This window comes from Mycolicibacterium sp. MU0053, from assembly GCF_963378095.1.
In the GTDB taxonomy this organism is placed as follows: domain Bacteria; phylum Actinomycetota; class Actinomycetes; order Mycobacteriales; family Mycobacteriaceae; genus Mycobacterium; species Mycobacterium burgundiense.
In genome coordinates this window covers 5,073,982-5,092,119 of sequence record NZ_OY726397.1, presented here as the reverse complement: position 1 = coordinate 5,092,119, position 18,138 = coordinate 5,073,982, and the positions used below count along the sequence as shown (strand labels likewise).

Here is an 18,138-nt window from a genome sequence, read left to right as displayed (position 1 = left end):
ATAATGGAACCTGACCTCGGGGCGCTACCGCTGTCGCGCGGCCAGTTGGACATTTGGCTTTCGCAGGAAAGCGGCCTCGCCGGCACCGAATGGCAGCTGGGCCTGCTGGGTCGAATTGACGGCGCCGTCAGGCATGACCTCATGGAGCGGGCTGTTCGGCAGGCTCTGCAAGAGGCCGAGCCGGCGCGGGCGTCGTTCTTTGAAGTGGACGGCCAGGTGTTCCAGCGGGCCCTCGATTACTCCGACCTGGAGCTGCCTTTATTTGATGTCCGAGACGCGGGCGACCCGGAACGGGAAGTTCGCGAATTAGCGTCATCAATTCAGCACACCCCATTGCCGCTCACCGGCAAGCTCGTGAAGTTTGCGCTATTCCGCACGCAGGAAAATGAATTCTGGTTGTTCGGATTGGGACATCACATCTCAGTCGACGGCTTGGGAATGGCGCTGGTGAGCCGACGTATTGCGACAATTTATACGGCATTGGCTAAAGGTGAAACGGTTCCGCCCGCCTATTTCGGATCGTTGCAAGACCTTGTCGATTGCGAGACTCAGTACGAGGAGTCGACCGATTTCCAGGACGATCTGGCGTACTGGCAAAGCAACCCGCCGCCGGATGCCGGACTCGATCAGCCGCAATCTTCAGGGGCTGACGGGCGCGACGCGTACGCGCCCTCCGCGTCGGTTCCCATCGATCCGGCGGTCGTGGGCGATATCAAGGAACTCTCCAAGAGCCTGCGCATCCGTCGGTACACGGTGACCACCGCGGCGTGCGCGCTGTTGGCACGGTCGTGGTCCGCGAACGGTTCGGAGGTGGCACTCGATTTCCCGGTCAGCCGGCGAGTGCAGGCCGAGTCGAAGACGCTTCCCGCCATGCTGGCCGGCGTGGTGCCTCTGGTGCTGAGCGCTCCGCCGGAGATGACCGTGGGCGAATTCTGTCGACATGTCGATGTGCGTATCCGGGAACTTCTGAAACATCAGCGGTTTCCAGTGCACGCCCTGGGGGCGGACGGAACTGTCGGCGGTCCGCGGCAAGCCTCGAACCGGGTGGCCGTCAACTTCATTCCGTCCAGGCTCACCGCGGACCTCGCCGGCGCCCCGATATCGGTGTCGTACACCAACCACGGCCCCACGAGCAGTTTCGGACTCTTTTTCCTCGGCGCCGGTGACGAGCTGTTTCTGAGTACCGCGGGCGCGGGGGAACCGTTCGCGAACTTCGAGGTGGCCGAATTGGCCGACCACATTCAACGTGTCATCACGGCGATGGCTGCCGATCCGGACCGACGATTGTCGTCACTGGATCTGCTCGCGGGCGATGAGCGCGCTGAACTGGAAAGCTTTGGCAACCAGGACGCCCTGGCCCCCGACGCGGACACGATCGCGATCACCGAATTTTTCGCGAGGCGAGTCGCCGAGGCTCCGGATACGGTCGCGTTGACCTTCGAGGGCCGCGCGCTGACCTACCGCGAACTCGATGCGGCCGCCAACCGCTTGGCGCACGTCCTCGCGGCCGGCGGCGTGGGGCCGGGCGAGCGGGTCGCCTTGGTGACGGAGCGCTCGGCCGACGCCGTGGTTGCGATTCTGGCAGTGCTCAAGACCGGTGCGGCGTATCTGCCGATCGATCCGGCGGTGCCGGCCTCCCGAATTGAATACATCCTTTCCGACGCGAAGCCGATCGCGGCGATCACCACCGCCGAGTTGCGAGCAAGGTTGGACGGCTACGACATCACCGTCGTCGACGTCGCCGACCCCGCGGCGGATGCCCAGCCCAGCTCGCCCTTGCCCGGCCCGCGCCCCGACGACATCGCCTACATCATTTACACCTCGGGCACCACCGGTGCCCCCAAAGGCGTTGCGGTTACCCATCACAACGTCACCCAGCTGATGACGTCACTGGATGCCGGCCTGCCCAACCCCGGGGTGTGGCCGCTGTGCCACTCCCTGGCTTTCGACGTGTCGGTCTGGGAGATCTGGGGCGCCCTGCTGCGCGGCGGCCGCCTGGTGGTGGTGCCCGAATCCGTGGCGGGCTCGCCCGAGGACTTCCACCGGGTGCTGGTGGAGCAGGGTGTCAACGTCCTGACCCAGACTCCGTCGGCGGTGGCGATGCTCCCGGTCGAGGGGCTGGAGTCAACCGCGTTGGCGGTCGTCGGTGAGGCCTGCCCCGCTGCGGTGGTCGATCGGTGGGCACCCGGACGCGTGATGATCAACGCCTACGGCCCGACCGAGACCACCATGTGCGTCGCGATCAGCGCACCGTTGCAGGCCGGATCAGGGGTTGTGCCCATCGGCTCGCCGGTACCCGGGGCGGCGCTGTACGTCCTGGACACCTGGATGCAACCGGTGCCTGCGGGAGTGGTCGGTGAACTTTACGTCGCCGGTGACGGTGTGGCACCGGGCTACATCAGCAGATCCGACCTGACGGCGTCGCGATTCGTCGCGTGCCCGTTCGTCGGCGCGGGAGCGCCAGGGCAACGTATGTACCGCACCGGAGACCTGGTGCGCTGGGGCGACGACGGCCAACTGCAGTATCTGGGCCGCGCTGATGAGCAGGTCAAGATCCGCGGCTACCGCATCGAATTGGGTGAAGTGCACGCCGCGTTGTCCGCGCTCGACGGTGTCGCCACCGCCGCCGTGATCGCACGTGAGGATCGGCCCGGGGACAAGCGTCTGGTCGGCTATATCACCGGAACCGCTGACCCCGCCGAGGTTCGCGCCCAACTGGCGGACCGGCTGCCGCCGTACATGGTGCCCGCGGCCGTGGTGGTGCTGGAAGCATTGCCGTTGACCCCCAACAACAAACTGGACACCCGCGCCCTGCCGGCGCCGGAGTACATCGGTGCCGGTCGCGACTATCGCGCCCCGGCCTCGGCGGTGGAAGAAGTCCTGGCCGGCATCTACGCCCAGGTTCTGGGCGTGGAGCGGGTCGGTGTCGACGACTCGTTCTTCGATCTCGGCGGCGACAGCATCCTGTCGATGCAGGTGGTGGCGCGGGCGCGGGCAGCCGGGGTGTTGTGCCGACCGCGCGACGTCTTCGTCGAGCAGACGGTGGCCCGGTTGGCCACCGTGGTCGAGGTCGTCTCCGGTGAGGCCGCCGAGGTCGACGAGGGTATCGGCGCCGTGGTCGCCACGCCGATCATGCACTGGTTGCGCGAAAACACCGGGGCGACCGACCAGTTCAATCAAGCCCTGGTGATACAGGCTCCGGGCGGGGTCGGCGAGACCGATGTGCTCGTCGTTCTGCAGGCAGTGCTGGACCGGCACGCCACGCTGCGGCTGCGCGCCGAGGAGCGCGATGCCGCCGACGGATGGTCGCTGCTGGTGCCCGAGGCCGGCGCCGTACCGGCCCGCGCTTGCCTGGTCAGCGTGGAGACGTTGTCCGAAGAGGCGTTGGTGGCCGCGAGAGCGCGGCTGGATCCGGCTGCCGGAAAGATGCTCAGCGCCCTCTGGGTGCCCGACACCGGACAACTGGCACTGATCATTCACCACCTGGCTGTGGACGGGGTGTCCTGGCGAATTCTGTTGGAAGACATGAACATTGCCTGGGCGCAGCATCACACCGGTCAGCCGATCGCGTTGCCGACGGGCGGGACGTCGTTCGCCGGCTGGTCGGCGCTGTTGGCCGAACACGCCCGTACCGCCGAGGTGGCCGGGCAAGCAGACGCGTGGCGAAAGGTATTGCAGACACCGCCGGTGCTGCCCGCGGTGCAGCCGACGGCCGACACCTACGCCAACGCCGGTCGGCTCTCGGTGTCCCTGGACGCCGACACCACCCGGCAGGTGCTCGGTGCGGCTCCCACCGCGTTTCACGCCGGGGTTCAAGACATCCTGCTGATCGCATTCGGGCTGGCCTGGACCGAGTTCCTGGGCACCGCGGGCCCGATCGGCGTCGATGTCGAGGGCCACGGGCGCGCCGAGGAACTCGGCAACAACATCGACCTGTCCCGCACCGTGGGTTGGTTCACCACCAAGTACCCCGTCGCCTTGAGCGTGGACCGACTCGACTGGGAAGCGCAGGTGCGCACCGGTGCGCCCGCCCTCGGTACCGTCATCAAGGCGGCCAAGGAGCAACTGCGGGCCCTGCCCGACGGCCTGAGCTACGGCCTGCTGCGTTACTTGAACCCCGACGTCGAGTTGGCCGGGGCGGAGCCGACCATCGGCTTCAACTACCTGGGCCGGCTGGGGGCCGGAGCCACCGAGCTCTCTGAGGAACTGTGGCGGATCAGCCAGGACAGCCTGGCGCTGACGGATATCGCCTCGGCGGTACCGATGCCGTTGGCGCACACCGTGGAACTCAACGCCGGGACCATGGACAGCGACGCCGGACCGCTCCTGCAGGCCGCCTGGACCTGGGCGCCCTCAGCGCTGAACCGCGATCAGATCAGCACACTGAGTCGGTTGTGGTTCGAAGCGCTGGCCGGCATCTGTGCGCACGTGCGCTCGGGCGGCGGCGGTTTGACACCGTCGGACCTTGCCCCGGTTCAGCTGAGCCAGCAGCAGATCGACGAACTGACGCGGCGCTCCGAGATCGCCGATGTACTGCCGCTGACCCCGCTGCAGCAGGGCCTGCTTTTCCAGTCCAGCTTCGTCGAGGCGACGGCAGGCGCCGACGGCCCGGGCGGGGCCACCGACAGCGACATCTATGCGGTGCAATTGGGCATCACCATGACAGGTGCGCTGGAGCCGAACCGGCTGCGCGAGGCGGTGCATGCCGTGATCGCCCGTCATCCGAACCTGGCCGCACGGTTCTGCGAAGACTTTGGTGAGCCGGTGCAGATCATCCCGGCGAAGCCGGAGATAGCCTGGCAGTACGTCGAATTGACGGCAGCCGACGACGAGGTCGAGCAGTTCTGCGCCGCCGAACGTACCGCGGTCTGCAAGCTCAACGACGAGCCGGTGTTCCGCGCGGCGCTGATCCGCACCGCGGGCAACCGGCACCGGCTGGTACTGACCATCCACCACATCGTGATCGACGGATGGTCGCTGCCGATCCTGTTGCAGGACATCTTCGCGGGTTACTACGGGCAGCGGCTTCCGGCCGCCGCGCCCTACCGCGGCTTCGTGACCTGGTTGGCCGCCCAAGACGCCGAGGCAGCCAAAGCGGCCTGGCGCAAGGTCTTCGAAGGCTTCGAGACGCCCACGCTGGTCGCGCCACCGGCGCAGTCCGGACTACGCGGGGTGGAGTCTTACCACGTGCCTGAGGACATCTCCCGGGCTCTCACCGAACTGGCCCGCGCGCAGCGCACCACCGTCAACACGGTGCTGCAAGCCGCGTGGGCACAGATGTTGACCTGGTTGACCGGTCAGCACGACGTGGCCTTCGGAACCGCGGTGTCCGGGCGACCCGCGGACCTGCCGGGCGCGGAATCGATGGTCGGTCTGTTGATCAACACCGTGCCGGTACGCGCGAACATCACGGCGACGACCACCGTCGCCGACCTGCTGGACCAGCTGCAACACGCCCATAACGACACTGTCGAGCACGACCACTTGGCGCTCAACGAAATCCATCGCCTCACCGGCCAGGATCGCCTCTTCGACACACTGTTCGTCTACGAGAACTACCCGATCGACGCCGACGCACTCCTGGGCGTGCAGGAGTTGGCGATCACCGAATTCACCAGCCGCGAGTACAACCACTACCCGCTGTCGGTGGTGGCCATGCCCGGGCAACGGCTGGGGCTGCGCGTCGAGTTCGACACCGAGATCTTCGATGCCGACGCCGTCGAAACCCTGATCAATCGGCTCCAGCACGTGCTGGCCGCCATGGCCGCCGACCCCACGCGGCGGATGTCCGCGATCGACCTGCTCGACGACGCCGAGCACCGACGCCTGGACGAGTGGGGCAACCGCGAGGTCCTCACCCGCCCGGACACCACTGCGGTCGCCATCCCGGCGTTGTTCGACCAGCAGGTAATGCGTGCTCCCGACGCGGTCGCGCTGACCTTCGAGGGTCGGTCGCTGACCTACCGCGAACTCGACGAGGCGGCCAACCGACTGGCGAATCTGCTGACCAGCCAAGGCGCCGGGCCGGGCCAGCGGGTGGCGTTGTTGCTGCCCCGCACCGCGGATGCGATCACGGCGATCCTGGCGGTGCTCAAGACCGGCGCGGCGTATCTGCCGATCGACCCCGCCCATCCCGACACCCGCGTCGAGTTCATGCTCTCGGATGCGGCTCCGGTGGCGGCGATCACCACGGCGGACCTACGGGCGCGACTGGTGACCTCCGATGTGCCACAGATGGCGATCGTCACCATCGACGACTCGGCAATCGACACACAGCCCAGCACTGCGCTGCCCATCCCGGCCCCGGACAACATCGCCTACATCATCTACACCTCGGGAACCACCGGCACCCCCAAGGGCGTCGCGGTCACACACCGAAACGTCACCCAATTGCTGGAAGCGCTGGATTCGGAGCTCTCTGCCGAACTGGTGTGGACGCAGTGTCATTCACTGGCCTTCGACTACTCGGTCTGGGAAATCTGGGGCGCACTGCTCTACGGCGGGCGCCTGCTCGTGGTGCCGGACTCCGTCGTTCGTTCCCCCGAGGACCTGCACGCCCTGCTGGTCACCGAGAAGGTCGGCTTGCTGAGCCAGACACCCTCGGCGTTCTACGCCCTCCAGACAGCCGACGCGCTGCAGCCCGAGCTGGGCCAGCAGCTGGCGCTGCAGACCGTGGTGTTCGGCGGCGAAGCCCTTGAGCCACAACAGCTATCCGGCTGGCTGCAACGCCATCCAACACTGCCGCGCATGATCAACATGTACGGCATCACCGAGACCACCGTGCATGCCTCGTTCCGGGAGATCGGTGATGAGGACGTCGCGAACAACGCCAGCCCCATCGGCGTGCCGCTCAAGCACCTGGCCTTCTTCGTTCTCGACGGTTGGTTGCGGCAGGTGCCGGTGGGCGTGGTCGGCGAACTGTATGTAGCCGGGTCCGGCCTGGCGAGCGGCTATGTCGGCCGCTCGGATCTGACGTCGACGCGTTTCGTGGCCTGCCCGTTCGTCGGCGCAGGAGCGCCGGGACAACGTATGTATCGCACCGGGGATCTGGTGTCCTGGGGCGCCGACGGCCAGTTGCGGTATGTGGGTCGTGCCGATAAACAGGTCAAGATCCGCGGCTACCGCATCGAACTCGGCGAAGTGCATTCCGCGCTGGCGGATCTCGACGGCGTCGAGCAGGCTGCCGTGATCGCGCGCGAGGACCGTCCCGGTGACAAGCGGTTGGTCGGGTACATCACCGGCAGTGCCGATCCCGTCAAGGTGCGGGCAGCGCTGGCCGAGCGACTCCCGGCCTACATGGTGCCGGCGGCGGTGGTGGTGTTGGAGGCACTGCCGCTGACGGTCAACGGAAAGCTCGACACCCAGGCCCTGCCGGCCCCCGAATTCCAGGACGTGGATCAGTACCGTCCGCCGGCCGACGCGGTTGAGGAACTGCTCGCCGGAATCTACGCGCAGGTCCTCGGTGTCGAGCGAGTCGGAGTGGATGATTCGTTCTTCGACCTTGGCGGAGACAGCATTTCGTCGATGCAGGTGGTGGCCCGAGCGCGGGCGGCCGGACTGGTATGTCGGCCGCGGGACATCTTCGCCGAGCAGACCGTGGCCCGGCTGGCCCAGGTGGTCGCCTTTGCCGACAACGCAACCGGTGTCGTCGATCGGGGCACGGGTGCGGTGGTCGCCACCCCGATCATGCGGTGGCTCTACAGCCTCGACGGCCCGGTGGATCAGTTCAACCAAACCGTCGTGGTGCGTGCTCCCGCCGGGGTGACAGAACCCGACGTCCTGGTGGTTCTGCAGGCGCTGTTGGATCGCCACGCCATGCTGCGGTTGCGCGCGTCCGGGAGTGACTTGTCGCTGACCGTGCCTGACGAGGGCGCGGTCTCGGCACCTGATTGCCTGTCGACGGTGGCGGCGTTGTCGGAGGACGCGCTGGTTGCCGCGCGGCGGCGGCTGAACCCGACGACCGGACAGATGCTGAGCGCGCTGTGGGTGCCGGAGACCTCCCAGTTGGCGCTGCTGATCCATCACCTCGCCGTGGACGCCGTCTCGTGGCGAATCCTGTTGGAAGACCTCAACATCGCGTGGGCGCAGCATCACGGTGGACAGCCGATCGAGCTGCCTTCGGGGGGCACGTCATTCGCGCGCTGGTCGTCGCTGCTGGCCGACTACGCCGCCGACAGCGGGGTAGCGGCGAAGGCGGACACCTGGCGCGAGATGGCCGCATTACCGGCGGTGCTGCCGGCACCGGCACCCGAGGCCGACACCTACGCCACCGCGGGCCAGTTGTCGGTGTCGCTGGATGTGGAGACCACCAGGCAACTGCTCGGTGCGGTGCCGACGGCGTTTCACGCCGGGGTGCAAGACATTCTGCTGATCGCATTCGGGTTGGCCTGGAAGGAATTCCTGGGCATCGGCGACGCGCCGTTCGGTGTCGACGTCGAGGGGCACGGCCGCGCCGAAGAACTGCTCGGCGACGTCGACCTGTCCCGCACCGTCGGATGGTTCACCAGCAAGTACCCGGTCGCGTTGGCCGTCGGTGACCTGTCTTGGGAGCAGGTCAGCAACGGCGATGCGGCCCTGGGCGCGGTCATCAAGGACGTCAAGGAGCAGCTGCGCGCCCTGCCCGACGGCTTGACCTACGGGCTGCTGCGGTATTTGAACGCGGGCGTCGAGTTGCCCGGAACCGACCCGACCATCGGCTTCAACTACCTGGGTCGGCTGGGCGCCGGCACGGCGGACCTTTCCGAGGACCTGTGGCGCATCGACCAGGACGCGGTGGCGGTCACCGCCGCAGGATCGGCCGTGCCAACACCGTTGGGCCACACCGTGGAACTCAACGCCGGCACCATGGACACCGACGCCGGGCCGCAGCTGCACGCAACGTGGACGTGGGCGCCGTCGGCCCTCGATCGCGACCAGGTCGATCGCGTTGGCCGGTTGTGGTTCGAGGCGCTGGCCGGTATCTGCGCACACGTGTGCACCGGTGGCGGCGGGCTGACGCCGTCGGACCTCGCCCCGGCCCGCCTGAGCCAGCAGGAGATCGACGAGCTGACGCAGCGCGAGTCGGTCGCCGATGTGTTGCCCCTGACCCCGCTGCAACAAGGTCTGCTGTTCCACACCGTGGCTACACAGGGCGGCGAGGATCTGTACGCGGTGCAGCTGGACATCACGGTGGCCGGGCCGCTCGAGCCCCAGCGCCTGCGCGAAGCCGTGCACACGGTGCTCAAGCGACGCCCGAACGTGGTGGCCCGGTTCTGCGAAGACTACGGCGAGCCCGTGCAGATTCTGTCGGCCGATCCCGCGCTGGCGTGGCAGTACGTCGACCTGACCGGCAACGGCGGCGGCAACGTCGAAGACGAAGTCCAGCGGCTGTCCGCCGCGGAACGTGCGGCCGTCGTCGACCTCGAGCAGCCGGTATTCAGAGCCGCGTTGATCCGCACGGCAGCGGATCAGTTCCGGTTCGTGATCACCAACCACCACATCGTGCTCGACGGCTGGTCGAAACCCATTTTGCTGCAGGAGATCTTCGCCAGTTACTTCGGCGAGCGGCTGCCCGCGCCGGTGCCGTACCGCCGGTTCGTCACCTGGCTGGCCGACCAGGACAACGATGCCGCCCGCGAAGCGTGGCGCGCGGTGTTCGACGGATTCGAGACACCGACTTTGGTGGGACCGTCGGGGTTGGCACTGGGGCGACGCGGTGTGGAGTCGTTTACCGTGTCCGCGGAAATCACGCAGGCCCTGGGCGAATTGGCGCGGTCCTGCCGCACCACCGTCAGCACGGTGTTGCAGGCCGCCTGGGCACAGCTGCTGACGTGGCTGACCGGTCAGCACGATGTCGCGTTCGGCACCGCGGTCTCCGGGCGACCCACCGATCTGGTGGGGGCGGAGTCGATGGTGGGCTTGTTGATCAACACGGTGCCGGTGCGCGCGACCATCACGGCCGAGACCACCATCGCCAGCTTGCTGAGCCAGATCCAAAGCGGTTATACGGCCACCCTGGACCACCAGCACCTGGCGCTGCACGAAATTCACCGTGTAACGGATCATGATCAGTTGTTCGACACCATGTTCGTGTACGAGAACTACCCGATTGACGCGGCCGCCTTGTTGGGCGTCCGCGAGTTGGCGATCACCGATTTCACCAACCGCGAGTACAACCACTATCCACTTTCGGTGCAGGCGGTTCCGGGTCATGAACTGGGTCTACGCGTCGAATTCGACACCCACGTGTTGAGCGCAGCACGAATCCAGAAGTTGGTAAAGCGATTCCAACGGGTACTGGAGAACATGACAGCGGACACGAGGGAGCAATCATGACTGTGGATTCCACCCGGACGCTGTTGTCGTTTGACGCGCTCGACGACGACGAGCACGATCTGCTCGACGAGTGGGGCAACCGCGCGGTGCTGACCGAGCCCGGCCCCACCCCGGTTTCGATTCCGGAGCTCTTCACCACGCAGGTGAACCGCGCGCCGGACACGGTCGCACTGGTGTGCGGGGACCGCCAGTGGAGCTACCGACATTTGGACGACACGGCCAATCGGTTGGCCCACCTGTTGGCAAGCAAGGGCGCGCGCCCGGGTGAAACCGTCGCGCTGCTGATTCCCCGCTCCGCCGAAGCGATTTTGGCCATCCTGGCCGTGTTGAAGACCGGGGCGGCGTACCTGCCGATCGACCCCGCGCACCCCGATTCGCGGATCGACTTCATGGTTTCAGACGCCACCCCGGTGGTGGCGCTGACCTCCGCGGACCTGCGGGCCCGCTTCGAAGGATCCGACCTACCGGTCCTGGAAGTCGACGACCCCGCAGTGCACAGTCAGTCCAGCGCCGCGCTACCGGCGCCCGCGCCGGATGACCTGGCGTACATGACCTACACGTCGGGCACGACCGGGATTCCGAAAGCGGTTGCGGTCACCCATCACAACGTGGCACAGCTGGTCGACGCTCTGCACGCCGACCTGCCCGCCCGACCGGGGCAGGTGTGGTCGCAATGGCATTCGCTGGTGTTCGACGTGTCGGTGTGGGAGATCTGGGGTGCGCTGCTGCACGGCGGCCGTCTGGTGATCGTGCCGGAGGCGGTCGCCACGTCTCCCGAGGACCTGCACAACCTGTTGATCACCGAAAAGGTGAGTGTGCTGTGCCAAACTCCCTCGGCGGCGGGCATGTTGTCCCCCGAGGGGCTCGAATCGACCACGCTGGTGGTCGCTGGTGAGGCCTGCCCCACCGAGTTGGTGGATCGCTGGGCCACCGATGGGCGCGTGATGATCAACGCCTACGGTCCTACCGAGGCCACCATCTACGCGGCCATGAGTGCGCCGCTGCGACCAGGCGCCGGGGTGGCCCCCATCGGCTCGCCGGTACCCGGCGCGGCGCTGTTCGTGCTCGACAAGTTCCTACGGCCGGCACCCGAGGGCGTCGTCGGCGAGCTGTATGTCGCAGGTACCGGCGTGGCACCGGGATATGCGCGTCGGTCCGGGTTGACGGCATCGCGGTTCCTGGCGTGCCCGTTCGGCGGGCCTGGTGCACGGATGTACCGCACCGGAGACCTGGTGCGCTGGGGCGACGACGGACAGTTGCACTATCTGGGCCGCGCCGACGAGCAGGTCAAGATCCGCGGTTACCGCATCGAACCCGGCGAAGTGCAGGCGGTGTTGGCCCGCCAGGACGGCGTCGAGCAGGCGGTCGTGATCGCCCGCGAGGATCGTCCCGGCGACAAGCGGCTGGTCGGCTACATCACCGGTACCGCTGACCCGGCCCAGGCCCGCACCGCCCTGGCCGCGACCCTGCCGGCCTACATGGTCCCGGCCGCAGTCGTGGTGCTGGAGACGCTGCCGCTGACCGTCAACGGAAAGCTGGACAAACGCGCGCTGCCGGCCCCCGAATACCGCAGTGCGGCTGCGGAATATCGCGCTCCGTCGACCGCCCTCGAAGAAATCCTGGCCGACATCTTCGCCCAGGTGCTCGGCGTCGAGCGAATCGGCGTCGACGATTCGTTCTTCGACCTCGGTGGCGACAGCATCCTGTCCATGCAGGTGGTGTCCCGCGCGAGGGCGGCCGGTGTGCAATGCCGGCCACGCGATCTGTTCGTCGAGCAGACCGTGGCCCGAGTCGCTCAGGTCGCATCGTTCGCCGCGGGTCAGTCCGACGAGGTCGACGAGGGAACCGGCCCGGTTTCGGCCACCCCGATCATGCACTGGTTGCAAAGCGTGGATGGCCCGGTCGATCAGTTCAACCAGACGTTGGTGCTGAAGGCCCCAGCTGGGGTGACCGAGGCCGACGTGCACGTCGTACTGCAGGCCCTGCTGGATCGGCACGCCACCTTGCGGTTGCGGGTCGAGGAGCAGGACAGCGGCGCAGACTGGTCGTTGCTGGTGCCCGAAGTCGGTGCGGTGCAGGCACGTGACTGTGTAACCAGCGTCGCCTCGTTGGACGACGATGCAGTCGTGGCAGCGCGGACGCGACTGGATCCCGCAGCAGGCAGGATGCTCAGCGCCGTTTGGGTGCCCGAGTCGCGGCAGTTGGCGTTGATGATCCATCACCTGGCCGTCGACGGCGTGTCCTGGCGAATCCTGCTGGAGGACTTGAACCTCGCCTGGGCCCAGCACCACAGCCAACAACCAATCGCGCTGCCGACGGGCGGAATCTCTTTCGCGCGTTGGTCTGCGCTACTGGCCGACTATGCCGGCGACCCCGCGGTTTCGGAGACCGCCGAGATCTGGCAGGAGGTGGCCGCCACGCCTGCGGTGTTGCCGGCGCCGGCACCCGAGGTCGACACCTACGCCACCGCCGGCCAGCTGACCGTATCGCTGGACGTCGAGACCACCCGTCAGTTGCTCGGTGAGGTACCGGCGGCGTTCAACGCCGGGGTACAGGACATCTTGCTCATCGCGTTCGGCTTGGCGTGGAACGAGTTCCTCGGCGGCGACACGACAATCGGTGTCGACGTCGAGGGACACGGCCGCGCCGAGGAACTGCTCGGCGACGTCGACCTGTCCCGGACCGTCGGATGGTTCACCACCAAGTACCCGGTCGCGTTGGCCCCGGACCGGTTGTCGTGGGAGCAGGTCAGCAGCGGCGATGCGGCCCTGGGCGCGGTCATCAAGGACGTCAAGGAACAGCTGCGGGCCCTGCCCGACGGCTTGACCTATGGGCTACTGCGATATTTGAACGCGGACGTCGAGTTGTCCGAAACCGATCCCACCATCGGCTTCAACTACCTGGGTCGGCTGGGCGCCGGCGCGGCCGACCTCTCCGAGGACCTGTGGCGCATCGATCAGGAAGCGCTCTCGGCGACCGGCGCTGCCTCGGCGGTGCCGATGCCGTTGATGCACACCGTGGATCTCAATGCCGGGACCATGGACACCGACCAGGGACCCCTGCTGCAGGCCGGTTGGACCTGGGCGCCGTCGGTCATCGACCAGCAGCAGATCGACACGCTGAGCCGACTGTGGTTCGAAGCGCTGTCCGGGATCTGCGCCCACGTACGCGGCGGCGGCGGCGGCCTCACCCCGTCCGACCTGCTACCGGCGCGGCTCAGCCAGGTTCAGATCGACGAGTTGACCGAGCAATTCCAAGTTGCCGACGTGCTGCCACTGACCCCGGTGCAGCAGGGTCTGCTGTTCCATTCGACATTCGCCCGCGGCACCGACAACGACGTGTACGCGGTGCAGTTGGACATCACCGTGAGCGGCGTGGTCGACCAGCACCGGCTCCGCGATGCGCTGCACACGGTCGTCAACCGTCACCCAAACCTCGCGGCCCGCTTCAGCGATCAATTCGGCGAACCGGTGCAGGTGATCCCGGCCCAGCCGATGATGGCGTGGCGGTATCTCGATCTGCGTGGCGACGACCTCAAACCCGATGAGGAAATCCAGCAACTGTGCGCCGCCGAGCGGGCCGCGGTCTGCGACCTCATGGACCGGCCGACGTTCCGCGCCGCGCTGATCCGCACCTCCGGAAATCAGCATCGGTTCGTCCTGACCTTCCACCACATCGTGATCGACGGCTGGTCGCTGCCGATCCTGTTGCGCGAGATCTTCGCGAGCTATTTCGGGCAGCGGTTGCCCGCCCCGTCGTCGTACCGCAACTTCGTCAGTTGGCTGGCGCGTCAGGACCGGGACGCGGCGGAAACGGCGTGGCGTGCGGCGCTGGCTGGATTCGAGACCCCCACGCTGGTCGCGCCCCCAGGGACCGCGGGACCACGCGGGATCGAGTCCTACCGGTTGTCCGGCGAGGCCACGCGCGCACTCGGGGAGCTGGCGCGCTCGCAGCGCACCACGATCAACACCGTGCTGCAGGCCGCCTGGGCGCAGTTGTTGATGACCCTGACCGGACAACGCGATGTGGCCTTCGGCACCGCGGTGTCGGGGCGACCCGCAGACATGCCCGGTTCTGATGCCATTGTGGGCCTTTTGATCAACACCGTGCCGGTGCGCGCGCGCAGCACCGCGAGCACCACGGTCGCCGATCTGCTGGGGCAACTGCAGCACGCCCACAACGACACGCTCGAGCATGAACACCTGGCGCTGAACGACATTCACCACCTCACCGGGCACGATCAGCTGTTCGACACCCTGTTCCTGTATGAGAGCTATCCGATCGACACCAGCGCGTTCATGGGCGTGCAGGAATTGGCGATCACCGATTTCACCAACCGCGAGTACAACCACTATCCGCTTTCGGTGATGGCGCTGCCGGGCCACGAGTTGGGTCTGCGCGTCGAATACGACACCGACGCGTTCGACACGGCCACCATCGAGGCCTTGGTCGAACGTTTCCAGCGGGTGCTGGGCGAAATGACCGCCGACCCCGACCGGCGACTGTCGGCGCTGGACGTGCTCGACGACGGGGAACACAACCGCCTCGCGCAGTGGGGCAACCGTGCGATCCTGGCCGAACCGGCGACCGCCACGCTGTCGATCCCGGAGGTCTTCGCGCGCCAGGTCGCGTCGGCGCCCGGCGCGGTGGCGTTGACGTTCGAGGGTCAGGACATGACCTACGGTGAACTCGACGATGCCGCCGCGCAATTGGCGAATTTGCTCGCGGTCTATGGCGCGGGTCCGGGAGAGTCGGTGGCGCTGCTGATTCCGCGTTCCGCCGATGCGATTGTCGCAATCCTGGCGGTCCTCAAGACCGGTGCGGCCTATCTACCCATCGACCCCACGGTGCCGGCATCGCGGCTGGAATTCATGCTCGCCGACGCCGGGCCGGTCGCCGCGCTCACCACCGCCGACCTACGGTCGCGACTCGACGGAGTCGACCTGCCCGTCATCGAGGTCGACGACCCCGTTCCGACGGCCCTGTATCCCCGCACCGCGTTGCTGATGCCGGCCCCGGACGACATCGCATACCTGATCTACACCTCCGGAACCACCGGGGTTCCGAAGGGCGTCGCCGTCACGCACGGCAACGTCACCGAAACCCTGACCGCCTTGCACGCAGATCTGCCGGCGGGGCCGGGACAGGTCTGGTCGCAATGGCATTCGCTGGTATTCGACGTGTCGGTGTGGGAGGTCTGGGGTGCGCTGCTGCACGGCGCCCGGCTGGTGATCGTGCCGGAAGCCATTGCGGGCTCGCCGACCGATCTGCACGAGCTGCTGGTCGCCGAGCAGGTCAGCGTGCTGTACCAAACTCCGTCCGCGGTCGGCATGTTGGCGCCGGAGGGCTTGGAGAACACCACGCTGGTGGTCGCGGGTGAAGCGTGCCCGACCGAGGTGATGGACCGCTGGGCGCCGGGACGGGTGATGATCAACGCCTACGGTCCGACCGAGGCCACCATCTACGCCGCGATGAGCGCGCCCCTTAAGGCGGGTTCGGGCGTCGTCCCGATTGGATCGCCGGTACCTCGTGGGGCGACCTTCGTCCTCGACGATTGGCTGCGGCCGGTGCCCGCCGGTGTGGTCGGCGAGCTCTATCTCGCCGGACGGGGTGTCGGCGTCGGATACGTTCGCCGGTACGGGTTGACCGCTGAGCGGTTCGTGGCGTGCCCGTTCGCCAGCGCGCCAGGGCAACGGATGTACCGGACCGGCGACCTGGTGCGGTGGGGACCCGACGGTCAACTGCAGTATCTGGGTCGCGCCGACGAGCAGGTCAAGATTCGGGGCTACCGGATCGAACTCGGTGAAATCCAGGCCGCGCTGGCCGAATTGGACGGCGTCGAGCAGGCAGTGGTGATCGCCCGCGAGGACCGGCCCGGCGACAAGCGGCTCATCGGGTACATCACCGGCTCCGCGGATCCGGGCGAAGTGCGCACCGCGCTGGGTGACCGGCTCCCGTCGTACATGGTGCCCGCCGCCGTTGTGCCACTGGAGACCCTGCCGTTGACGGTCAACGGCAAGCTCGACCGGCGGGCACTGCCGGCGCCCGAGTACCGCAGCGCCGATCGTTACCGGGCTCCGGAAACCGCGGTCGAGGCGACCATCGCCGGAATTTATGCGCAGGTGCTGGGCGTGGAACGGGTCGGAGTCGACGACTCGTTCTTCGACCTGGGCGGCGACTCGATCTCCGCGATGCGGGCGATCGCCGCGATCAACACCGCCCTCGATGCGAACCTTTCCGTGCGCGCATTGTTCGAGAGCCCCGCAGTGCGAAGCCTCAGCCTCCAGCTGGACCTCGAGGCCGATTCGGGCAGGGGCTCCCGTCCGGACGGACTCAGCTTCGCGTCCGTGCACGGCAGCGGAGTCACCGAGGTCCACGCCGGAGACCTGACACTGGACAAGTTCATCGACGCCGCGACGCTGCGGACCGCGACGACCCTGCCTCGCCCGAACGGGCACGTGCAGACGGTGTTGCTGACCGGTGCCACCGGATTCCTCGGCCGTTATCTGCTGCTGGAATGGTTGCGGAAGCTGCGTCGTGTCGATGACTCCGTGATCTGTCTGGTCCGCGGCAAGTCCGACGACGACGCGCGCCGGCGGCTCGAGGCGACGTTCGACACCGACCCGATCCTGCGCAGGCATTTCCAGGAGTTGGCGGCCGGGCGGTTGCGGGTCGTCGCCGGGGACAAGGGCGAGCCGAACCTGGGCTTGGACGACGAGACTTGGCAGCAGCTGGCCGGCAGCGTCGACCTGATCGTCGACTCCGCCGCGTTCGTCAACAGCGTGTTGCCCTATAGCGAGTTGTTCGGGCCCAATGTCGTCGGGACGGCGGAGCTGATTCGGTTTGCGCTGACCACCAAGCTCAAGCCCTACAACTTCGTCTCGACCTCCGATGTGGGTCGGCAGGTGGAGCCGTCGGCATTCATCGAGGACGCCGACATCCGCGAGATCAGCGCGACCCGCGCCGTGGATGCCACCTACGCCAACGGCTACGGCAACAGCAAGTGGGCCGGCGAGGTCCTGCTGCGGGAGACCCATGACCACTGCGGGCTGCCGGTGGCGGTCTTCCGGTCCGGCATGATCATGGTCGACCCGACCTACGCGGGACAGCTGAACGTGGCGGACACGGTTTCCCGGATGGTGTTGAGCATCGTCGCCGCCGGGGTCGCACCCGAGTCGTTCTACCAACTCGGCGCCGACGGCCAGCGTCAGCGGGCGCACTTCGACGGACTGCCTGTCGATTTCGTCGCGGAGGCGATCACCAAGCTGGGTTGGCAGATCGCGCGCTCGGCCCCGACTTCGGCGGAGGTCTTCGAGACCTATCACGTGATGAACCCCCACGATGACGGCATCGGGATCGACACCTACGTCGACTGGCTCATCGAGGCCGGCTATCCGATCGAGCGGATCAGTGACTTCGGCGAGTGGTTGCAGCGGTTTGAAACCGGCCTGCAGGCGCTACCGGAGCGGCAGCGGCAGAATTCGGTGCTGCAGATGCTGACCATGCTCAAGGAGCATGCCGGGGATCTGCAGGCCCCAGAGCCGACACTGGGCTCCTACGCGCCGGCAGACCGTTTCCAAGCGGCGGTGCAGGAGGCGAAAATCGGTGCCGACCACGATGTTCCACAGGTATCCGCCCGTCACATCGTCAAGTACGTGACCGACCTGCAGTTGCTCGGATTGCTGTAGAGCGAGTTGGAATCGAAATCGAAGGTCGACGTGCATCGCAACGACGTCGACCGCGCAGTTCGGCTTCAGCTCGCGTACAGCAAACCTGAGTAACGGAGCCAGCTGGCGCTGAGTTTCGCTAAGTCGGGTCCAGCCA

Annotated in this window: 2 protein-coding genes; both read left to right on the top strand. The window is 67.2% G+C overall.

The window, feature by feature from the left end; translation table 11 throughout:
* Positions 1–3: 3 nt before the first annotated feature.
* Positions 4–10,314 carry a non-ribosomal peptide synthetase gene (locus RCP80_RS24150; protein WP_308480094.1) on the top strand — a complete coding sequence of 3,437 codons (10,311 nt, stop codon included), beginning with the start codon at positions 4–6 and terminating at the stop codon, positions 10,312–10,314.
* On the top strand, positions 10,311–18,002 hold the full coding sequence (locus RCP80_RS24145; protein ID WP_308480093.1) for a non-ribosomal peptide synthetase: 7,692 nt from the start codon (positions 10,311–10,313) through the stop codon (positions 18,000–18,002). Before RCP80_RS24150 ends, RCP80_RS24145 begins: the two co-directional genes overlap by 4 nt.
* The last annotated feature ends 136 nt before the right edge of the window (positions 18,003–18,138 follow it).